Raw genomic sequence first — 21,112 nt, forward strand, 5'->3', positions numbered from 1 at the left:
GCACCGTCGGCTCCCGCGACGGTGTTCCGAGCCGGGGTACGCCGCTGAACGAGCCGGCCGGCGGTCGGCTGCTGCGGGTGGTGCGGGCGTCCGTCGTCCCGCTGGCGTTGATCGCGCTGACCGCGCTGGCCGGGCTGGTGCTCGGCCGGGTGTACGCCGGCGACCTGCTGACCCGGCTGGTCATCGGCGCCGCCGCCGGTTCGGTGCTGGTCAGCGTGGCGGCACGGCGGCTGCCGTCCTGGCTGGTGGCGCCCGTGTCGGTGGCCGCGATGGCCGGCTGGACGCTCTGGTCGCTGCGGCTGGCCGCCGCCCGCGCCGGCCTGCCGGGCGGCCTGCTGGAGGTGACCACGGACGCCGCGCGCAACGGCATTCCACGGCTGCTCACCGCGATGATCCCGGTGGAGCCCACGCCGGACACGGTGCTGGTACCGGTGGTTGCCGCCTGGCTGGCCGGGCTGGCCGGCGCGGAGGTGGCTCTGCGCAGCGGCCGGGTGCTGCTGGGTTACCTGCCGGCGGCGGGTCTCTACGCCGCCGCCCTCTACGTGGTCGGCCCGAACGCCGAACCGGCGATCGGGGTGACGCTGGCGTTCGTCGCGGTCGCGGCGGTCGGCCTGGCGGCGCCCACCGCCAGGCCGCCGGACGGCGGCGATCCGAGCGCCGACCTGACTCCAGGGGTACGCGCGGCGGTGCGGCTCCGGCTCGCCGTCAGCGCGACGCTCGGGGTGGCGGTGGTGGTCGGGATGGTCGCGCTGCTCGGCCCGGTGATCGCCGGGCAGGTCGACGGTCGGCCGGTGGACCCCCGCCGGTACGTGCAGCCGCCGCAGGTGCAGACGCTGGACGAGAACCCGCTGATCCGGATCTCGGGTTGGGCGCTGCACCCGGAGCAGAAGCTGCTCGACGTGACCACTGTCGGTTCCGGCGCGCCGAGCGCCGGCGGCGCCCCGACCGGGGCCGACACCGGAAAGGGTCCGGCCGCGTCCGGCAGCCCGGCGACCCCGGCCAGCGACAGCGTCCGGATCCGGCTGGCGGTGCTCAGCGACTACGACGGGGTCACCTGGCGTGTCGGCGCGACGTACCGCAACGCCGGTCGGATCCTGCCGGCCTCGACGCCGGCCCGGGACAGCGCGGTGCGAACGGTACGGCAGCAGATCACCGTGGCCGAGCTGAGCGGCCGGCTGCTGCCCGCCATGGCCACCCCCCGCGAGGTCAGCGGTGCCCGGGTGGCGTACGACCCGGCGACCGGGACCCTGATCCGGCCGGAGGGGCTGTCGCCGGGGCTGCGGTACACGGTGACCTCGGCTCAGGAGCGCCCGGACGCCAACCTGCTGGCCACCGCCAACGTGCCGGCCGGCCCGGAGGTGGCCCGGGTACTGCGGGTCGCCGACGGGGTGCCCGAACCGCTGCGCCGGCTGGCCGCGCAGCTCGCCGAGGAGAACGGCGCCCCGTACGAGCGGGCGGCTGCCATCGAGCAGTTCCTGGCCGAGCACTACCGGGTGGCGGCGGACGCCCCGAGCGGGCACGCGTACCCGAACCTGGGCTACTTCCTCTTCGGACCGCGCAACGCCGGCGGGCAGGCGGGCACCTCGGAGCAGTTCGCGGCGGCGTTCGCGGTGCTCGGGCGGCTCACCGGGCTACCCACCCGGGTGGTGGTGGGCTTCCAGTCCGGCGGGCAGGGTCCGGTACGGGCCGGCGACGCGTACGCCTGGCCGGAGGTGCTCTTCGACGGGTTGGGCTGGGTGTCGTTCAACCCGTTGCCCCGCCCGGACAACGAGCCGAGGCCGGTGGAGGAGGACTTCCGCCCGACGCCGGAGGATCCGCCGCCATCGGAGGCACCGGCGCCGACCGTGGAGCCGACGGCCTCGCCGGAGCCGGTCGCCGCCCTCGACGGGTCGACCGGTCGGGGTGGTGTGTCCACCCCGGTGTTGGTTGCCGGTGGCAGCGGTGGTCTGCTGCTGCTGGTGGGTGCGCTGCTGCTCACCCTGCTGGCGATGCGCCGCTCGCTCACCCGCGCCCGGCTTGGGCGGGGCGACCCCGAACAGCGCATCGTCGGCGCCTGGCGGGAGGTCACCGACGCGTTGCGGCTGGCCGGCCGGCCGGTCGGTGCCGACCTGGCGGCCACGGAGGTGGCCGGCCATGCCCGCCACGCCCTCGCAGCCGCCCTGGTCACCGGCCGCCGGGGCAGGCCCGGGGCCGCGGGCATGGACGTCGGTGGCGTCGACGAGTTGGCGGACCTGCTCAATCAGGTGGGTTTCGCCCCGGGCGCGGCGACCGCCGCCCAGGCGAACCGGGCCGCCGAGGTCACCACCGCCTACGTGGCCACCCTGCGGTCCGCCCGCCCCTGGTGGCGCCGCCTGCTCTGGTCCACCCACCCGGCTCCCCTGCGCCGCCGCCCGACCAACCACTCCCTGCGGTGATCAAGAGGGTCGCGTCACCGCCGGACCCATTCCTGAGGCAGACCTCTTGATCACCGGGGGCGACCGGGCGGAGGGGGTCAGGCGGTCAGGCGGCGGACCAGCTTGCGGAGGCCGGCCTGCCAGCCGTCGGGGTCCTCGGCGCGGCGGCGTGCGTAGTCGGCGACCTCCGGGTGCGGAAGGATCAGGAATCGCTCCTCGGCCAGCCCGGCGATGGTCGCGTCGGCAACCTGGTCCGGGGTGAGCACCGCGCCGGAGGCGGCGATGACCCGGGCGCCCAGGTGACCCTCGGCGATTCCGTCGGCGAGCATCGGAGTGTCCACGCCCTGCGGGCAGAGCGCGCTGACCCGGATGCCCCGGTCCCGGTAGGTGACGGCCAGCCACTCGGCGAACCCCACGGACGCGTGCTTCGTCGCCGTGTACGCCGCGTCGCCCACGGCGGTCAGCACGCCCGCCGCCGAGCAGGTGTGCAGCAGGTGACCGTTGCCGCGGGCGAGCATCCCGGGCAGTACCGCCCGCGCCGAGTAGACGTGGGCGAGCACGTTCACCCGCCACGCCCGGTCCCAGCCGGCGTCGTCCACCTCCACTCCCCCGCCGGTGGCCACTCCCGCGTTGGCGCAGAACAGGTCGATCCGGCCGTACCGCCGCTCGGTGTCGTCGACCAGCGCGCGGACCTGATCCTCGTCGGTGACGTCGAGCGCGGTGGCGTGCGCGATCGGGCCGATGCCCTCGGCGACCGCGCGGGCCGCGTCGGCGTCCAGGTCGGCGACCACCACGGCGGCGGCGCCCTCGGCGACGAAACGGCGGGACAGGGCCGCGCCGATGCCGCCGGCGCCACCGGTGACCACCACGATCCGGTCGGTGAGGTTCACGTCGACGCTCCTGCCTCGTCGGCGCCCAACCGGGCGATGAGGGTCGTCAGTGCGGCCGCACCGCCGGCGGTCACCTCGGGGGTGGGCAGCAGCGCGAGGATCGGCACGTCCACGCCGGCGTCGGCATAGCGGCGCACCTCGGCGCGGCAGTGCTCCGGCGACCCGTGCAGCACCAGCGCGTCGACCACCTCGTCCGGGACAGCCGCGCCGGCGCCGCGCCGGTTCCCGGCGGCCCAGGCCTGCCACATCGGCGCCAGCACCACGTCGCGGCCGAGCCAGCGGTGGAATTCGGCGTACGCCGGGACGGTGAGGTAGCTGGTGATGAGCCGGCGGCCGAGCGTCCGGGCGTATCCGGCGTCCTCGGTGGGGCAGACGAAGATCCGGGCGGCGACCTCGAAGCCGGTGCGGCGCTCGCCCAGCTCGGCGAGCGCGCGGGGCACATCGTCGGCGCTGAGCCAGTTGAGGATGACGCCGTCGGCCTCGGCGCCGGCCAGCCGGAGCATTCCCGGGCGCAGGGCGGCGAGCAGGATCGGCGGTGGCACCGGCGGCGGCCGTTCCAGGGTGAACCGACGCACGGTGAACGTGTCGTAGACCTCGTCGACGGTCTCGCCGCGCAGCGCGGCGCGCAGGAAGCGCAGGACGTCCCGGGTGCGCTGGAGCGGCTCATCGAACCGCACCGCGTTCCAGTCCCGCACCAGCACGGGCGAGGACGCGCCGATGCCGAGCGAGAACCGGCCGGGCGCGGCCTCGGCCAGCGCCGCCGCGCTCATCGCCAGCAGCCCGGGCCCTCGGGTGAAGACGGGGGTGATCGCGGTGCCGAGCCGCAGCCGGGGCTGCCAGGCCGCGGCGAGCGCCAGAGGGGTGAACGCGTCGGTCCCGGCGACCTCGGACGACCAGACGTCGGTGAACCCGGCCCGGTCGAGCGTCGCGTAGACCGCGGCGTGGTCTGCCAACGGGATCCCGCCCAACGGCACAGTCATGCCCCATCGATTCGTCACCGATCGATCGTGCCCGTTGACGGGGTCCAGGAGCAAGATCCCCGGACCGGGCGGATTTGCCGGTATCAGGCCGCCTCCGCGGCGGACGGTGCTACGACTTCGAGGTGGAGCGAACCGACGGCGCAGGCCGCTGACCATGGGTTCCGGGGCGTCGGGACGCCTGCAACCGCTGCGTGCGGACGCCGCTGTCCACCGGGCCACCTTCCTGGAGCTCTTCTTCGACCTGGTCTACGTCTTCGCGCTCACCCGGATCTCCACGCGCGCGTTCGAGGACCTGACCCACGAGCCCGGTCGGGTGCACGGCTGGGCGGCCGTGACCGCGAGCGGCAAGACGCTGCTGCTGCTGTTGGCGCTCTGGGCGCTCTGGCAGGGCACCGCGTGGACGACCAGCCGGTACGACCCGCACATGGCACCCCTGCAGACCGTCGTGCTGACCGCACTGGTCTGCAGCATGGTGATGGGGGTGGCGATTCCCCGGGCGTTCAGCCAGACCGGGTTGATGTTCGCGGTGGGGTACGTGGTCGCCCAGGTGTCCCGCCCGCTTGTCCTGTCGATCGCGCTCGGAGCGCACCCGTACCGCCGGTTGAAGGTGCGCATGGCGGTGGTGTTCGCCGTCAGCGGGGTGTTCTGGATCGCCGGAGCGCTGCTGCCGACCAACGCGAAGGTGACGCTCTGGGCGGCGGCGTTGACCATCGAGTACGTGGCTGCCCGGTGTGGCTGGCCGGTGCCGGGGCTGGGGCGGTCGACGGTGTCGAAGTGGGAGATCGCCGGGGAGCATCTGGCCGAGCGGTACCAGCAGTTCTTCCTCGTCGCGTTGGGCGAGACGATCCTGGTGGCCGGTTTCGCGTACAGCAAGGGGCCGTACGAGTGGGGGCACGCCTCGGCGTTCGCGCTGGCGCTGGCCACCTCGATCGTGCTCTGGCGGATCTACGTCCAGCGCGCCGGGCAGATCCTGGGCGAGGCGGTGATGATGGCCCGCCACCCGGCCAACATCGGCCGCTCGGCGGCCGACACCCACCTGCTCATGGTGGTGGGTCTCGCCGCCACCGCGGTCGGGTACGAGTTGCTCATCGACCATCCGCTGGAGCGGCTCCCGGGGTCGTGGCTGACCATGGTCGTCGGAGGGCCGGCGCTGTTCCTGGCCGGTCGGGCCCGCTTCGAGTACGAGGTGTTCGGGCGGGTCTCCCCGTCCCGGTGGATCGCCATCCTGGTGCTGGCCGCGGCGGCGGTGCCGTTGCTGTTCCTTCCGGGACTGGCTGCCAGCGCCGTCGGGGTGCTGGTGCTGATCGCCGTGGCCGTCGTCGATGCGTGGCGAGCGCGGGGCGCACCACCGGAGGCGGCCGCCACACCGTTCTGAGCGATCGACACGCGGCGATGTCAGGTCGGCGCGGCAGGTTAGTCTCGGCGGGTGACCTTCTCCCTCGTGGCCCGCTCCGCCGACGGCCGGTTGCACGGTGTCGTGGTGGCCAGCAAATTCCTCGCCGCCGGGGCGCTGGTGCCGGCCGCGGAGGCCGAGACCGGCGCCCTGGCCACTCAGGCGCACGTCAACCTCGCCTACCGCCCGCAGGGGCTGACCCTGCTGCGCACCGGTGTGCCGGCTGCCGACGTGGTGGCCGGCCTGATCGCCGCCGACGCCGAGCGGGAGCACCGCCAGCTCGGCGTGGTGGGGGCCAGCGGTCCGGGCGCCAGTTGGACGGGGCCGGCCTGTCACCCGTGGGCCGGCGGACGTACCGGTGACGGTTGGGCTGCGCAGGGCAATGTGCTCACCGGCCCGGAGGTCGTCGACGCGCTGGGCGACGCCTGGCTGGCCGGTTCGACGCTGCCGTTCGCCGAGCGGTTGGTGGCCGCGCTGCGCGCCGGTGACGAGGCCGGCGGCGACCGGCGGGGCCGGCAGAGCGCCGGCCTGCTGGTGGTCGAGCGCGGCGCGGGGTACGGCGGCAGGAGCGACGTGCTGGTGGACCTGCGGGTCGACGACCACCCCGACCCGGTCGCCGAGCTGGGTCGGCTGCTCGGCGTGCACACCCTGCTGTTCAGCCGGCCCGACCCGGCCACGCTGCTCGACCTGACCGGTGCCGTCGCCGACGAGGTGGCGGTGTTGCTCACCGCGTTGGGTCACCCGGTGAGCAACGACGGGCCGGAGGCGGCTCTGATCTCCTGGGCCGGGCTGGAGAACCTGGAGGAGCGGTTGGTGCCGGGGCGGATCGACCCGGTGGTGCTGACGCACCTGCGCGGTGTCGCCCCGCACGTGCCCGCGCCCCGCTCCGCGACCTGACCGGCGTTCAGCGGCCGAACGCGAGCCAGAGGTAACCCGCCGCGTCGATCGTCGACCGCTCCGAGGGGGTCAACGCCGCCCGCCCGGTGGTCTTGCGGATCAGGGTCGGCCGGTCCCAGCCCAGCCCGGCTGGCGCCGGTCGCCCACCGGTGAGCAGGTCGGCGATCACCGCCGCCGCCGGCGCGGTGAGCCACGGCGGTCGGTCCAGCGCCGCAGCCAGGTCCAGGCCGTGCACGCCCACCTCGAGCACCCGGGTCCACAGGAACTCGGAGACGAGCATCGCGTCGCCGTGCCGGGTCCGGATCACCCGCCCGGGCGGTGCCGCGGCGACCGCCGCGTCGGCGGCCCGCCACGCCCGGTCGAAATCGATCGGCAGCGCCGTCCGGTCCCCCTGCCACGCGTCGCGCCGGCCGCCGGCGATCCGGTCGGCGTCCACCTCCGGGGTGAATTTCGCCGTACCGAAGTAGCCGGCGGCGTCCACCTCGGCGCGCGGCGGGGCCGGCGCGGCCAGCGTGTCGGTCAGCCGGCCGGCGCCGACGCGCACGTGGGCGATCAACTCCCGGACGGTCCACGGCGGGCAGTCGGTCATCCGGTCGAGGTCGGCGGTGTCCAGCTCGGTCAGGATCTCGGTGAGCCGGACGCACTCGGTGCGGAACGCCACCCGAACAAGATCCACGCTCAGCCTTTGACCCGCGGCACCAGGCGGTGCACGACCGTGAGTATCAGCGCCATCACCACGGCCATCGTGCCGGCGATGCCGGCGGCGGAGCCTGCGTACCCGACGAAGAGCGGTCGGCGGCTCAGCTCGCCCGGCCCGGTGCCGCGCAGCTCGACCAGCCAGGACAGGGCCAGCCCGCAGACGATCAGGGCGAGCACACCGGCCACGCCGAGCAGCAGCGCGGCGAGTCGGTGCGCATCGCCGGGTGCGACCTCGGCCTGCTCCCGCTGGGTTATCAGCAGGACGATCCCGGCCAGCGCGGCCCAGACGCCCACCACCAGGTAGGCGGCGACCGCGTCGCTGGGCCGGTGCCAGCCGGCGGAGAGGGTGGCGACCCCGGCGGCGGCGGCGTAGGCGGTGGCGAGGAAGACACCGACGGCCCGAACCTTGGGCGGCAGCACGAGCATCAGCGCGACCGCCACCGACGCGGCCACCGTGGTGTGCCCGCTGGGCAGGCTGTTACCGACGAAGACGCGCTCCGGGTCGAGGCCGTAGTCCGGCCGGCTCAGCCCGTGCTTCAGCAGCTGGGTGGTGACGTTCGCGCCGGCGATCAGCAGGGTCGCGGTGATGGCCAGGGCGATCCGCCCGCGGATGAGGGCGATGAACCCGATCGTCGCCGTGGCGGCCAACAGGGAGACCACCGACATCGCATTGAGGATCCTGTCCACCGGGCCGTCGATGCGGGCTTGGCCGATCCGGTTGCCGGTCAGCGCCACGGTGTCGACCCACTGGCCGATCTCGGTGTGCACGGCCACCCGCCAGAGGATGAGGAACAGGGCCGTCTGGGCAAGGGCCAGCACCACCAACCAGACCGCCGTCCAACCCCGTGCCGTCGCTCGCATCCGCACACCGTAGCGGCCGGTGTCGGCCGGCCGGCCGGTGGCCCACCGGCGGTCGACGGTTAGGTTGGACGCAGGCGAGGAGGTGGCGGTGGGGGGCATACCGGAGCGGGACGCCGGCCAGGCCGCGTCCGATGCGGACAAGCTGGCCGGGCTCGACCGGGGTCCTGACGAGCCGCCCCGGGTCGAGTCGTTGGCGGATCTGCTGGGCGGCCGGAACGGCGCCGTCGACGCCACCCTGCCGCCGCTGGCGTTCGCGGCGGGTTGGCTGCTCGGCAGCGAATCGCTGTGGGCCGGGGTCGGCGCGGCGGTAGCCGTCGGCGCGGTGGTGGCCGGCGTACGGCTGCGTCGTGGTGACCGACCGCGCTCGGTGCTGATCGGCCTGCTCGCGGTCTGCGTCGCGGCATTGATCGCGGTACGCACCGGCCGGGCCGAGAACTTCTTTCTGATCCAGGTGCTCTCCAACGCGGCCAGCGCGCTGGCCTGGGCGGTCAGCATCGTGGTGCGGTGGCCGCTGCTCGGGGTGCTGGTGGGTGCGGCGCTGGGCCAGCGAGCCCGCTGGCGGCGCGATCCGGCGTTGCTGGGCGCCTACGGCCGGGCCAGTTGGGTGTGGACGGCCACCTACCTGCTGCGGCTGGCGGTGTTCGTGCCGCTGTATCTGGGCGGGCAGGTGCTCGCGCTGGTGGTGGCCCGGGTTGCGCTGACCTGGCCGCTGGTCGCGGCGGCGCTGGCGCTGAGTTGGGTGGTGCTGCGTCGGTCGCTGCCGCCCGGGCATCCGGGGGTGCGTCACCCGGTGACCGGCGAGCCCGCCGATCCGCCCGGGTGACCCCGCCCGGCAGGGCGGTGGCAGGCACATAAGTGGAGAGGCCGCCACGGGGGGAGCGGCCTCTCCGGTGACGTACGTTACTCCGTCACGGTCATCGGTGTGATCCCGTGACGGCCCGAATTTCTGGGCTTTTTCGCGACAGCCTCCAGACCGGGCGGTGGGGCGGGCCGACCGACCCGCTGCGTTGACCGGACGGCCGGCCCACCCCCGGCCTGACCGTGGGTGTCAGGCCGTCCGCGGCCGGGTTCCGTCGTCCATCCGAACCCGGCCGGACCCGGGGTGGACGATCGATGTCGCCCACCCCGGGTGGCTCTCAGCCGTTCGGGAACAGGTTGCCGTAGTCGGCGTACGCCATGGCGACGTCGGCCTGAGCCCAGAACCGGTGGTAGGTGAAGGTGGGTTCCGGGCCGCCGTTCAGGTACGCCTGCACCTTGGGCCAGTCCGGGTCGTTCTTGTAGGAGGAGCGGATGTCGAGGAAGCTCTTGCCGGCGGCGATGGTGTCGCCGTTGGGCATCTTTCCGGTCCAGCCGGGCGGGATGTAGGTGCCCTGACCGGTGGCCGCGTCGTAGGTGTCGTCGAAGCGTCGGTAGTCGCCACGCTTCTCGGGCTTCGAGACGCCCTTGGCGTCACTGGCGGCGTAGAGCCCGTCGAGCAGACCCTTGGCGGTGTTCTTGGCCGCCACGTTGCCCGACTTCGACGCGTACGCGATCAGGGTTCGGGCGTAGGCGGCGGCGACGCCGACGTCCTGGCCCTTGACGGTGACCTCGACGTGCAGGTTGGTGTTGGGTTGCGGGTTGGCGGGGTTCCAGGTGGTCGGCTGGCCGGTCCACCTCATGTCCGACGGGATCGACCAGTTGGCGCCCACGGTGGTGTTGGCGATCGCCCAGGGCACCCACTTGTCCAGCAGTGCCTTGGCCTTGGCGTTGCCGGTCTGCAGGTACAGCTCGGCGATGCGCTGCATCGACCAGGCCTGCATGCCGAACCACTGGTTGGACGGCGGGTCGTTGTAGACCGGGTCGACGTCGTAGAACATGCCGTAGAAGGTGGAGGTGCCGGCCGGCGGCTGGCCGTAGTTGCCGCCCCAGCTGTTGGTGGCGCCACCGGCGATGCCGCCCTCGGCGGACTGCAGCCAGGTGTAGAACTCCAGCTGCCGTTCGAAGCTCTTGGTCCAGTCGGCGACCGCCGTCGGCGAGGCCGGCTTGAGCTCCGGGGTGTTGGTCAGCGCCCAGGCCGCGAACGGGTTCTGGTAGCCGAAGTGGTTGTGGCTGGACCCGATCCGCCAGGACCAGTTCTGGCCGGCGTCGTACGCGCCGCCCCAGGCGTAGTACCAGGAGAGCAGGTAGTGCGCCGAGTCCTTGCCGCTGGCGGCCGGGCAGGCGCTGGCACCGACGCAGTTGCCGATCCTCTTGAAGTACTTGTCGAACATGGCGTAGCGCAGGTAGTCGCCCATCTTGGCGGCCTTGGCCACGGTGGCCGCGACGTCGGCCTGCTTGCCCTGCGCCTTCGCCCAGGTCAGCGCCCAGTAGGCGGCCTGCACGGCCCGCGCGTCGGCGTCCGGGGCGTTGGTGTACTTCCACTGCTTCGCCGAGGCACCGGACTCCTTGATGAACAGGTCCAGGTAGCCGTTCGGGCCGCCGTGGGCGAAGGTGTCGCAGGACGGCTGCGGCACGGTCTCCCAGACCGACTCCTGGGTGCCCCGCTGGAAGGTGTTGATGTACGCCGGCTTGGTGGTGCCGTTGCCGCAGCGGCCGAAGCCGTAGGTGTTGTCCACGTCCAGCAGCCAGTGCATGCCGTAGATGTCACCGGTGCCGTAGGTGTTCTGCAGCTCGCCACGCAGCGGGTCCTGGCCGACCGGGACGGACGGCTCCAGCACCGACGGGTACTGGCTGGGCAGGTCGTGCTCGGCGGCGTACTGCGGCGTACCCGGGGCACCAGCTGTTGGCTGGTCGGAATGATTCGGAATTATATATTTCTCCATCACTGTCCAGGCGTTGTTGAACGGGGCCCAGTTCTGGGTGACCCGCCCGTACTGCGCCTCCAGCCAGAGCCAGAAGCTGAACGCCTCCGAGGTGGTCTCGTGCCCGTGGTCGGGCGCCTCGACGATCAGCGTCTCGACCGAGTGGTACGGCACGCCCTCGGGGCTGAAGTAGCCCGAGTTCTTGATCTTGTTGTACTGGTCCAGGAAGCGCGCGGTGTAGACGTTGTCGCCGCCGGGCACGTCGTTGTCGACCTCGGTGGCGGTGACGGCGAGGGGCGCGTAGCCGGTCGCCGAGGCGGTGACGGTGGCGGTGCCACCGGCGGTGTCGGCGTCCTCGGCCGCCGCGACGGTGACCGTGACCCCGGTGTTCCAGTTGCTCGGGGTGAGGCTGACCGTGGCGGGTGCGACGGTGATGTCGGCGTCACCGGTGCGGGTCAGGGTGACCGGCACGGTGCCCGTCGGGGCGGCGCTGAGCTTGAGGTTGACCGTGGAGCTGCCGCCCTCGGCAACGGTGACCGCGGAGGGGGTGGCGATCAGCGTCGGTCCGGCGGCCGGACTGACGGTGAACGACCTCTCGGCGGTGGCGCTGAGGTTGGTGTTGTCGTACGCCTTGGCCTGCACCGTGTAGGCGCCCGCCGGCAGGTCGTCGAGGGTGTAGGCGTACGGGGCGGTGGTGTCGGTGTTGACCAACAGGCCGTTGCGGTAGAACTCGACCTTGCTGACGGTGCCGTCCGGGTCGGTGGCGGTGGCGGTCAACGGCACGTCGGCGGGTGCCTGGAACGGGCCGGCCGGCACGGTGAGCCCGACGGTGGGCGGCTGCTGTGCCGCGCCGCCGCAGGTGACCCCGTTGACGGCGAACGAGGTGGGCTTGGCGTTGGTGCCGGTGTAGGAGCCGTTGAAGCCGATGTTGGCGCTGGCACCGGTACCGAGGTTGCCGTTCCACGACTCGTTGGTCGCGGTGACCTGGTTGCCGGTCTGGCTCCATCGCGCCGACCAGCCCTGGGTGACGCGTTGGTTGCCGGGGAAGGCGAAGGTCAGCGTCCAGCCGGTGACCGGGTCACCGAGGTTCCTGATCGTCACGTTGGCGCTGAAGCCGGTGTTCCAGTCGTTGGTCGCGTAGACCACGTCGCAGGCGGGTGCGGCCTGCGCGGCGCCGGCGGGCAGGGTCACCCCGCCGGCGGCGAGCGCGGCGGCGGCGATGATCGCCACTCGACGGCGTCGTGCCAGTTGTCTCATGTGCGCGGTGTCTCCTCGGACCAGGCCGGGTGGATCCCGGCGGGGCGCCTGCCCGCGGGGGTGGTGGTGCGCGGGGATGTCGAGGCGCCGGGAAGGTGGTCGCCCCGGGCCCGGCCGGGGATCGGCGGTGCGGTCGGGTGGCCGTGACCGGAGGTGGTGCTCCCGGTTGCCCTCGGCGAACCCGCGTGGCGCGATCTGGCTCCTGCCGTATTGAATCGACAGTCTGACATGGAAGCGCTCCCACGGCAAGCGCGGGGCGACCCGGAGCAGAGCCGTGTTTCGATCTCGTTTTGGGTCTTTCACAAAGCCGTGACGGGCGTTACAGTCGCAGCATCATCGATGGGAGCGCTTCCATCGACGAAGGTTCCAACAAGAAGATCGCCGGGACCGTCTTCGACGGACCCGGCGACCAGCCCGAAGGCTGACGACGGGCCAGCCCGGACACCGCCGTCAGTCATCGTCCCGCACAGGGAGGGAGGTGGAACCAGAGCCACTCGCGTGGCCCGGCTCCCGCGCGACACGCACGGCAGGACCCACATTCCGCCCGTGCGTGTGCAGTTACGGTGGGGACGGGGGTTGCCCTCCTCCGTCCCCACACTAAACCCCCGGACACGATGGGAAAAGAGGCCGACGGGACAGGCGCGCCGCGCCGCCCGGTCGGCCTCGTTCGCTGTCCGGGGGTCCGTACCGCCTCAACCCGACACCACCGGCCCACACGACGGCCGACTGACGGGCCCCGCCGCCCCTGGCCTATTCTGGGAGCGCTCCCGAATTTCGGCGGCGGCCCCGTATCCACGAGGAGAATCCATGTCGATGCCTACCGGGCCCGCCGGCCCGCTGCGCTTTCCCCGCGACTTCGGCTGGGGCGCGGCCACCTCCGCGTACCAGATCGAGGGCGCCGCCAAGGAGGACGGCCGCGGCGAGTCGATCTGGGACACCTTCAGCCGTGTCCCCGGACGCACCCGCAACGGCGACTCCGGCGACGTCGCCGCCGACCACTACCACCGGTACGCCGAAGACCTGGACCTGATGCGCGACCTCGGCCTGCGCAGCTACCGCTTCTCCATCTCCTGGCCACGGATCCAGCCCGACGGCACCGGCGCACCCAACCAGCGCGGGCTCGACTTCTACCGCCGGCTCCTGGACGGCCTGCACGAGCGCGGTATCGCCCCGATGGCCACCCTGTTCCACTGGGACCTGCCGCAGGCGTTGCAGGACGCTGGCGGCTGGGAGTTCCGGGACACCGCCCACCGCTTCGCCGACTACGCCGACGCGGTCTTCCGCGCCCTCGGTGACCGGGTGCCGGCCTGGCTCACCATCAACGAGCCCAAGACCGTGGTGCAGAACGGCTACCTCAGCGGCCACCACGCCCCCGGCCGGCAGGACCCGGACGCCGCCTACCTGGTCGCCCACCACCTGCAACTCGCCCACGGGCTCGCCGTCCGCGCACTACGCGCCGTCGGCGGCACCGGCCGGATCGGGCCCGCGCTCAACCTGCACCCCTGCTACGCCGCGGACGACACACCGGAGGCCGCCGCGGCCGCCCAGCTCTACGACGGGTACGAGAACCGCCTCTACCTCGACTCCGTCCTCAAGGGCAGCTACCCGCAGGACGTGCTGGCCGACCTGGGCGCCCGGAGCCGGATGGTCCGCGGCATCCACGACGGCGACCTGGCGGTCATCTCCTCCCCGGTCGACCTGCTGGCCGTGCAGTACTACACGCCCATCTACGTGACCGCCGACGGCCGCACCGAGCACCGCTGGCCGACGTCCGTAGCCGAGTGGCAGCAGATCTACCCCGACGGGATGTACGACATCCTGACCCGGGTCACCCGCGACTACGGCCCGATCCCGCTCACCGTCACCGAGAACGGGCTGCCGACCCCGGACACCCTGGCCACGGACGACACCGTCGACGACGCCGGCCGGATCACCTTCCTGCGCGAGCACCTGGCCGCCGCCCACCGGGCCATCGCCGACGGCGTGCCGCTGGAGAGCTTCCACGTCTGGTCACTACTCGACAACTTCGAATGGGCCGAGGGGTACGACCAGCGGTGGGGACTGGTCTACGTGGACTACTCCACCCAACGGCGGGTGCTCAAGCGCAGCGCCCACTGGTACCGGTCGGTCATCTCCGACGGCGGCCTCTGAACGGCGACCCGGACGGCCGGGCCCGGACGGTGTTCGGCTCCGGTGAGCCGGTGACCGTCCGGGACGCGGCCGGCGGCGTCAACGGGGCAGAGCCTGCTGCAGCTCCGCCCGCAACGCGGGGGTGAGCATCTCTCCCGCCTGCTTGGCGAGCCGGGCCATCTCGTAGCCCACCACGCCGATGTCGGCGTCCCCGGCGGCCAGCGTGGCCAGGATCGACCCGTCCCGCACCTGCATCACCAGGAAGTAGCCCCGGCCCATCTCCACGACCGTCTGCTTGACGACGTCGCCGTCGAACATCTGGGCCGCGCCCGCGGTGATGCTCATCAGGCCGGACGTCACCGCGGCGAGCTTGTCCGCGTGGTCGCGGGGCAGGTTGTCGGAGATCGCCACGAGCAGCCCGTCGGAGGAGACCACCACGGCGTGCGCCACACCCGGCACCCGCTCCGCGAACGCGCCCACCAGCCAGCTCAGGTCCCGTGCCTCCTGGCTCAACGTCGTCACTGTCGTCGTCCCCCTTCATCGTGCCCCCCGGACGGTGGCACGGATATCTCGGTGGTGTCCTCGGCCTCGGCTCGCCGTACCCCGCTGTAGAGCCGGGACAGCATGCCACCGACCGCCTCCGGGTCCAGGTCGTCGCGCGCCGGCGCCGCTTCCGGCCGGGCCGGGCGGGTGACCGCGGAAAGCTGTGCCATCGGCACCCGCACCGGCAGGCCCCGCTCGTTCGTGCCGGCGGTCACCGGGGTGGCCGGCGGCACGACCGGCATCGGCCCGGCAGGCGCTCTCGGGCCCTGCCGGGACCACCAGCCGTCGCCGTTGCCCGACGGCGTCGGGGCGGGCACGTCCTCGGCCCGGACCGGCACCGGGCGGGCCTGGCGCGGCACCGCGGCCCCCGGCGGGCGGCGGCCGGCCACCGGCAGGTCCAGCGGCGCCACGGCCGGCCCCGGCGCGCCGGTCGCCCGGGTGGCGCCGGGCACCCGCTGAGCTCCCTTGCCGCGAGCGGCGCTCGCGGCCAGCATCCGGGCCGGCGCCGGCGCATCCAACTCCATCGCGCCCGCCGGAGCCAGCAACGCGGCGGGCAGCACGAGCTGGGCGACGAGACCATCCTGACCGCCACCCAGCCGCACCCGCACCCCGAGCCGGGCGGCCAGGTGGCTGACCACGAACAGGCCCATCCGCTCGACCGCCGCCACGTCCGCGGCCGGCGGACTGGCCAACGTCGCGTTCGCCCCGGCCAGCGCGGCCGGACTCATGCCCAGGCCACGGTCGGCGATCTCGACCAACGCGGACCCGACCTCGACCCAGGCGGTCACCGCCACGACCGTATCCGGGCGGGAGAAGGCGGTGGCGTTCTCCAGCAGCTCGGCCAGCATGTGCACCAGCTCACCGACGGCGTGCCCGACCACGTACACGTCACCCACCGACTCCAGGCGGACCCGCTGGTACTGCTCGATCTCGGCGGCTGCGGCCAGCAGCACCGCGCCGAGGCCCACCGGCCGGTTCCAGCGTCGGGTCGAGTCGGTGCCGGCCAGCACCAGCAGGCTCTCGTCGTTACGGCGCATCCGGGCGGCCAGGTGGTCGAGCTTGAACAGGTTCTCCAGCTGGTCCGGATCGCCCTCCTCGCGCTCCAGATCGTCCAGCAGCTCCAACTGGCGCTCCACCAGCACCTGACTGCGCCGGGCCAGGTTGACGAACATCGCGTTGACGTTGCGCCGCATCAGCGCCTGCTCGACGGCGACGGTGACCGCACTGCGGTGCACCGCCACGAACGCCTCGGCCAGCTCGCCGATCTCGTCGAGCGAGCGGACCACCGCCGGCGCCACCTCGATGTCGGGCACGCCGCCGGTGACGGTCCGCAACCGGTCCAGCGCGTCCGGCAGCTCGACCTGCGCGATCCGCAGCGCCTGGCTGCGGAGCAGCCGCATCGACCGGGCGACCGACCGGCCGACGAGCAGTGAGATCACCAGAGCGCCCAGCAGCACCGCCACGATGCCGCCCACCACGAGCAGCGTCGTCCGCAGCTGGCCGCTGCTGACGTCGTCGGCCTGCCGCACGGCGTCGTCCAGAACCCCCGCCTCGACCTGCCGCAACAGCTCCTGACGCTGTTGACTGGCCGACCACCACTGCTCCGAGGGCAGCACCTCGGGCGGCGAGTCACCGGACGGCAGACTGCGTTCCTCCAGCCTGGTGGCGACCACGAACATCGGCTCCACCGACGTCTGGTCGTACCGGCGGATCTGCTCGGTGGTCGCGGCCACCCGGAACGCGCCGAGTGCGGTGAGCTGTTGGGCGCGCAGGTCGGTGAGCCGCACCCGGTCCTCCGTGCCGTACCGGCCGGCGCGCGAGGCCGCGTAGAGCTGACCACGGACCCGTGAGGAGAGCTCCTTGACCCGGGCCAGCTGGACGTAGCGCAGCACGGCGTCGCTCAACGCCGGCCGTTCCTGGCCCGGCGTCGGCTCGGCCAGCAGGTCGAGCAGCGCGTCGACGGCCCGGTGGTAGTTGCTCAGGATGGTGTCGTTGCTGAGCACCGCCGGCGGGATCGCCGGCCGGATGTCCACCACCTGGTCGTAGGCCTCCAGCACCTCGGAGTAGGCGACCCGCCAGGAGGCGTCGGCGTCGGCCAGCGGCACGGCCGCCCGGCGCAGGTCCACGATGGCCCGATCGGTCGCCGACTGCAACGGCTTCAGGGCCGCGGCCGAGGCCTCCCGGTCGCCGCCGACACGCAGCTCCCCCAACTCCCCCGCGGAGCGGTCCCGCTCCTGCTGGAGCTGGTGCACGACCGCGGTGATCTGCCGACCGATCGCCACCTGACGGGCGAAGTCGTTCAGCGCCGTGGTCCGGCCCACCAGCGCGCTCGTCTGCACACCGGCGAGCACCAGGAACGCCATCGACGGCACCAGCAGCACGGTGGCCAGCTTGGTGCTCATCCGCCAGTCCCGTAGCCGGAACGGCGAGCGGCGGCGATGCGGAACGACCCGGACGTCGAATCGACGACGGCGATGGTTCGACACCTCACCGGTCGCCGGGTCGGGACCTACCGCCACCCCTGCCTCCTCCGTCGGGCCTCGTCCACCGCGGTCCGGGGAGCGCAGTCCATCCAACCAGGCTCGGGAGCGCTGTCAACGGCCCGATCGTGGCGGAAGTGCAGGAAGGATACTGCGGGTGGGAACCTCATGTCGTGGTCGGTGAGACCAGCTCGTCCGTCCGGCCGATGTCGGCGAGCTCGACGGCGTCACCGAAGCGGCCCAGCGCCACCAACGCGGCGCCGGTGGCACCGATCTCCGGGTTTCGTTGGTGCGACACCGGCCGTGGCGCGAGCGCGGTCGCGAACGCCTGCCGCCACCACACCGACGCGGCCACGGCGCCGCCACCCAGCACCACCGCGACCGACCTGTCGATCGTGGACTCCACCACCGCCAGGTCCTCGGCGACCAGCTCGCACAACCCCTGCATGAGACCGGCCAGGATGTCCACCGCCGTGGTGCCGAAGCTGAGCCCGCGCAGCTCGCCCGTGCCCGCCGGGGCCAACCCGGGTGCCCGGTCTCCGCCGAAACGAGGATCCGCCAGCCAACCACCGCCCGCCGGCACGAGCGCCAGCGCCGCGTCCAGCTCGGCGCCCCGGGGCAGCCGCAGCTCCCGGTCGGCCCAGGCGAACAGGTTGCCCCCGCTGGAGTACGCCGCCCCGGTCACCACGTGGTCATGGTCGACCCGGTAGCGCCAGAGCCGTTCGGGCAGCCGGGGAAGCGGTTCGCCGGCCGGGATGCGCTGCATCAGCCGTACGGCCGCGGACGTGCCGACGGTGACCGCCACCCGGCTCGGGTCCACGCAGCCCGAGCCGACGTTCGACGCCCCGCCGTCGCCCACCGGCGGCGACCACCGGGCCTCGGCCAGCTGCGGCCAGCGGCGGGCGCGGTCGGCCCGCAGCCGACCGTGCCATCCCAGCTCGCCCAGGGGCGGCAGCTCCTGCGGCCCCGCCCCGGCCAGCGTCAGCGCCTCGTCGTCCCAGGCCAGGCTGCCCAGGTTCAACAGGCCGGTGCCGCTGGCCTGTGAGATTGACATCGGTGCCGCCACGAGCAGCTCACCCAGCACGTACTCGGGCAGGCCGACGAACCGGGCGATCGGAGTGCCGGACTGCTCGCGCAACCAGGGCAGTCGCACGGTCCAGTAGTTGCGGTGCCACCAGCAGCCGGTGCGCTGGTGGAAGTCGTCCGGGTCGGCCGGACCGGATGCTCCGCCGAGCGGGGTCGGCCGGGTGTCCAGCCAGGTGAGGACCGGGCCCAGCGGGGTGCCGTCGCGGTCCAGGGGGAGCACCGAGTGCCACTGCGCGGAGACCGCGACCAGGTCGATGTCGTGCAGGTGCCCCGCGGCGGCCAGCTCGTCGAGGCAGTCGACCAGGCAGGCGAGGTAGGCGGGGCCGGAGAGCGTGCCGGTGCCGTCGTCGCCGATGGCAAGCCTGATCTTCCGGCGGGCCAGCGCGCCGGGCAGCGGTCGGGTGTCCGCGTCCAGCACCAGCCCGCGGACCGAGGAGGTGCCCAGATCGAGCGCGAGAATGTTCATCGCCGGTCAAGTTACCCGGTGCCGGCCGCGCCGGAACGTCGGTCGGGCCGGGCACACCGGGACGCGCTGATCGGGTTCCGGGCCGTGCGCCGGACGCGTAGGGTGGATCGCATGCTCGCGCACTCGACCTGCTGGTGGCCCGCCAATCTGGCGGCCACCCCCCGCGCGTAGCTCCAACCACGCGGCCGCCACCGAGGCGGCCGCCGGCTCTTCCGGCCCGGATGGCCGCCCCACTGGCGGCGCCCGGCCCGACGGAGACCCGATGACGCACCTGAACGACCTGATCGCCGCCGTCGCACGCGGCGACGACCCCGGCCCCTTCGCGCTGCTGCGCCGCGAGGGCGCCGACGAACTGGAGCTGTTCACCGGTCCGGTCGACACCGTCGACCGGCTGACGGACATTCCGCTGCCGCCGGGCGCACCCGGGGCACGGACGCTCGCCCTGGTGCCGTACCGCCAGATCAGCGAGCGCGGCTTCGCCTGCGTCGACGACGGCGCACCGCTGGAGTGCCTCCAGGTCCGCGAGCATCGGCGCCTCGCCCTGGCCGACGTCCTGGCCGCGCTGCCCGACGAGCCGGTCCGCACCGTCGACGCCGCGTTCGACGTCACCGACGAGGAGTACGCGCGGACCGTGCAGCGGGTGCTGGCCGAGGAGATCGGCCGTGGCGAGGGCGCGAACTTCGTCCTCCACCGCACCCTGCACGCCACCGTGCAGGGCCCGCCGCTGGTGGCCGCGCTGGCCGCGCTGCGTCGCCTGCTGGTCGCCGAGCGCGGGGCGTACTGGACGTTCGTGGTGCACACCGGCGCCCGGACGATGGTCGGTGCCAGCCCGGAGCGGCACGTCAGCGTCGACGACGGACTGGTGATGATGAACCCGATCAGCGGCACGTTCCGGCACGGCGGCGGCGCGCCGGACCGTGCGGCGCTGCTGCGCTTCCTCGCCGAGGAGAAGGAGATCGAGGAGCTGTACATGGTGCTCGACGAGGAGCTCAAGATGATGGCCACCGTCGCCGAGCACGGCGGTCAGGTGATCGGCCCGTACCTCAAGGAGATGTCGCACCTGGCGCACACCGAGTACCTGCTCGCCGGGCGGGGCACCCGCGACGTCCGCGAGGTGCTGCGGGAGACGATGTTCGCCCCCACGGTCACCGGCAGCCCGATGGAGAACGCCTGTCGGGTGATCGCCCGACACGAACGCGGCGGCCGGGGCTACTACGCGGGCGTGCTGGCCCTGCTCGGTCACGACGAGGCGGGCCGGCAGACGCTGGACGCGCCGATCCTGATCCGTACCGTGGAGATCTCCCCCACCGGCCGGCTGCGGATGCCGGTGGGCGCCACCCTGGTGCGGCACTCGACGGCGGCCGGCGAGGTGGCCGAGACGCACGCCAAGGCCGCCGGGGTGCTGGCCGCCCTGGGTCTCGGCCCGGCGGCGCCCGTCGGCGACGGCCGGCCGGTCGCGCGCCTGGCCGACGACCCGGCGGTACGCGAGGCGCTGGCCGCGCGCAACGCGCCGCTGGCGCGGTTCTGGCTGGACCAGCGGTCACCGGACGCGCCGGGGTTGCCCGGGCTGATCGGCCGCCGGGCGCTGATCGTGGACGCCGAGGACACGTTCACCGGCATGCTGGCCCACCAGTTGGGCGCGTTGGGTCTCGCGGTCACGCTGCGGCCATGGCACGACAGCGGCCCGGTCGACGACTACGACCTGGTGGTCGCCGGGCCCGGGCCGGGCGACCCGGGCAGCGGCGACGAGCCGAAGATGGTGGCGTTGCGCGGGCTGCTGGCCGGGCTGTTGGCGAGCGGCCGCCCCACCCTGGCGGTCTGTCTCGGCCATCAGGTGCTGGCCGGGCTGTTGGGGCTGCCACTGCACCGGCGGGAGGCGCCCTACCAGGGGTTGCAACGGGAGGTGCGGTTGTTCGGCCGCACCCGTCGGGTGGGTTTCTACTCCACGTTCACCGCCCGGGCCGAGGTCGACCGTCTGGACACCGCGTACGGCCCGGTGGAGGTGGCCCGCGACGTTCGTGACGGCGCCGTGCACGCGCTGCGTGGGCGCGGCTTCGCGGGGGTGCAGTTCCACCCGGAGTCGGTGCTCAGCCCGGACGGGATCGCCGTGCTGACCGAGCTACTGGGCGATCTGCTGCCCGCGCCGCGCCCCGACGAGGTGCCCGCCACGGGCGGGCGGGCATAGCCCTCCCCGCCCCGGGGTAGGGCTGGGTGGACCGGTGGTGCGGGCGGGCCGAGAGCCCCCGTTCGCGCCACC

The 21,112-nt window shown here is 73.5% G+C and carries 14 protein-coding genes; 6 read left to right on the forward strand and 8 right to left on the reverse strand.

What is annotated here, in order from left to right; genetic code table 11:
- The first annotated feature begins 44 nt into the window (after positions 1-44).
- Positions 45-2,414, forward strand: coding sequence for a DUF3488 and transglutaminase-like domain-containing protein (locus ACLJN9_RS22865; protein WP_410813631.1), 2,370 nt, complete (start codon positions 45-47; stop codon positions 2,412-2,414).
- 77 nt (positions 2,415-2,491) lie between these two features.
- On the opposite strand, the gene ACLJN9_RS22870 is transcribed toward ACLJN9_RS22865, so the two are convergent.
- Positions 2,492-3,283 (reverse strand): SDR family oxidoreductase, encoded by a 792-nt coding sequence (locus ACLJN9_RS22870; protein WP_410813540.1) that lies wholly within the window; start codon positions 3,281-3,283, stop codon positions 2,492-2,494.
- Entirely contained in the window at positions 3,280-4,263 is a 984-nt protein-coding gene (locus tag ACLJN9_RS22875; protein ID WP_410813541.1) for an LLM class F420-dependent oxidoreductase, read from the reverse strand. Before ACLJN9_RS22875 ends, ACLJN9_RS22870 begins: the two co-directional genes overlap by 4 nt.
- 154 nt (positions 4,264-4,417) lie before the next feature.
- Here ACLJN9_RS22875 and ACLJN9_RS22880 point away from each other — a divergent pair, with 154 nt between their 5' ends.
- Together ACLJN9_RS22880 and ACLJN9_RS22885 are read left to right on the forward strand one after the other, a co-directional pair.
- The gene (locus ACLJN9_RS22880) at positions 4,418-5,638 is read left to right on the forward strand and encodes a low temperature requirement protein A (RefSeq protein ID WP_410813542.1); all 1,221 of its coding nucleotides are present in this window, start codon (positions 4,418-4,420) and stop codon (positions 5,636-5,638) included.
- 51 nt (positions 5,639-5,689) lie between these two features.
- Positions 5,690-6,553 (forward strand): DUF1028 domain-containing protein, encoded by an 864-nt coding sequence (locus tag ACLJN9_RS22885; protein WP_410813543.1) that lies wholly within the window; start codon positions 5,690-5,692, stop codon positions 6,551-6,553.
- Positions 6,554-6,560: 7 nt separating this feature from the next.
- On the opposite strand, the gene ACLJN9_RS22890 is transcribed toward ACLJN9_RS22885, so the two are convergent.
- Together ACLJN9_RS22890 and ACLJN9_RS22895 are read right to left on the reverse strand one after the other, a co-directional pair.
- Positions 6,561-7,235: a maleylpyruvate isomerase N-terminal domain-containing protein gene (locus ACLJN9_RS22890; RefSeq protein ID WP_410813632.1), complete on the reverse strand. Its 675-nt coding sequence runs from the start codon at positions 7,233-7,235 to the stop codon at positions 6,561-6,563.
- Entirely contained in the window at positions 7,232-8,119 is an 888-nt protein-coding gene (locus ACLJN9_RS22895; protein WP_410813633.1) for a phosphatase PAP2 family protein, read from the reverse strand. Before ACLJN9_RS22895 ends, ACLJN9_RS22890 begins: the two co-directional genes overlap by 4 nt.
- A 136-nt stretch (positions 8,120-8,255) precedes the next feature.
- On the opposite strand from ACLJN9_RS22895, the gene ACLJN9_RS22900 reads away from it, so the two are divergent.
- Positions 8,256-8,936 (forward strand): DUF3159 domain-containing protein, encoded by a 681-nt coding sequence (locus ACLJN9_RS22900; RefSeq protein ID WP_410813634.1) that lies wholly within the window; start codon positions 8,256-8,258, stop codon positions 8,934-8,936.
- A 313-nt stretch (positions 8,937-9,249) separates the two neighbouring features.
- Here the strand turns inward: ACLJN9_RS22900 and ACLJN9_RS22905 are convergent, their stop codons facing one another.
- On the reverse strand, positions 9,250-12,150 hold the full coding sequence (locus tag ACLJN9_RS22905; protein ID WP_410813544.1) for a glycoside hydrolase family 48 protein: 2,901 nt from the start codon (positions 12,148-12,150) through the stop codon (positions 9,250-9,252).
- An 807-nt stretch (positions 12,151-12,957) separates the two neighbouring features.
- Here ACLJN9_RS22905 and ACLJN9_RS22910 point away from each other — a divergent pair.
- Complete coding sequence (locus ACLJN9_RS22910; protein WP_410813545.1) at positions 12,958-14,301, forward strand: GH1 family beta-glucosidase; 1,344 nt, start codon at positions 12,958-12,960, stop codon at positions 14,299-14,301.
- Positions 14,302-14,379: 78 nt separating this feature from the next.
- On the opposite strand, the gene ACLJN9_RS22915 is transcribed toward ACLJN9_RS22910, so the two are convergent.
- From ACLJN9_RS22915 to ACLJN9_RS22925, 3 genes are all read right to left on the reverse strand, one after another.
- Positions 14,380-14,793, reverse strand: a complete 414-nt coding sequence (locus tag ACLJN9_RS22915) for a roadblock/LC7 domain-containing protein (protein ID WP_410813635.1) — start codon at positions 14,791-14,793, stop codon at positions 14,380-14,382.
- Positions 14,794-14,798: 5 nt separating this feature from the next.
- A complete protein-coding gene (locus ACLJN9_RS22920) occupies positions 14,799-17,342 on the reverse strand; it encodes a nitrate- and nitrite sensing domain-containing protein (protein ID WP_410813546.1) in 2,544 nt (847 codons plus the stop codon).
- 127 nt (positions 17,343-17,469) lie between these two features.
- Positions 17,470-18,855, reverse strand: a complete 1,386-nt coding sequence (locus ACLJN9_RS22925) for an FGGY family carbohydrate kinase (protein WP_410813547.1) — start codon at positions 18,853-18,855, stop codon at positions 17,470-17,472.
- Between the two features lie 262 nt (positions 18,856-19,117).
- Between ACLJN9_RS22925 and ACLJN9_RS22930 the strand changes: the two genes are divergently transcribed.
- A complete protein-coding gene (locus ACLJN9_RS22930; protein ID WP_410813548.1) occupies positions 19,118-21,040 on the forward strand; it encodes an anthranilate synthase family protein in 1,923 nt (640 codons plus the stop codon).
- Positions 21,041-21,112: the final 72 nt, after the last annotated feature.

The organism is Micromonospora sp. 067-2 (assembly GCF_046549295.1).
GTDB lineage: Bacteria > Actinomycetota > Actinomycetes > Mycobacteriales > Micromonosporaceae > Micromonospora.

Coding starts and splice junctions, on each gene's coding strand:
- ACLJN9_RS22910 (WP_410813545.1), top strand. CDS start 12,958: ATGTCGATGCCTACCGGGCCCGCCGGCCCGCTGCGCTTTCCCCGCGAC.
- ACLJN9_RS22880 (WP_410813542.1), top strand. CDS start 4,418: ATGGGTTCCGGGGCGTCGGGACGCCTGCAACCGCTGCGTGCGGACGCC.
- ACLJN9_RS22875 (WP_410813541.1), bottom strand. CDS start 4,263: ATGACTGTGCCGTTGGGCGGGATCCCGTTGGCAGACCACGCCGCGGTC.
- ACLJN9_RS22930 (WP_410813548.1), top strand. CDS start 19,118: ATGACGCACCTGAACGACCTGATCGCCGCCGTCGCACGCGGCGACGAC.
- ACLJN9_RS22905 (WP_410813544.1), bottom strand. CDS start 12,150: ATGAGACAACTGGCACGACGCCGTCGAGTGGCGATCATCGCCGCCGCC.
- ACLJN9_RS22925 (WP_410813547.1), bottom strand. CDS start 18,855: ATGAACATTCTCGCGCTCGATCTGGGCACCTCCTCGGTCCGCGGGCTG.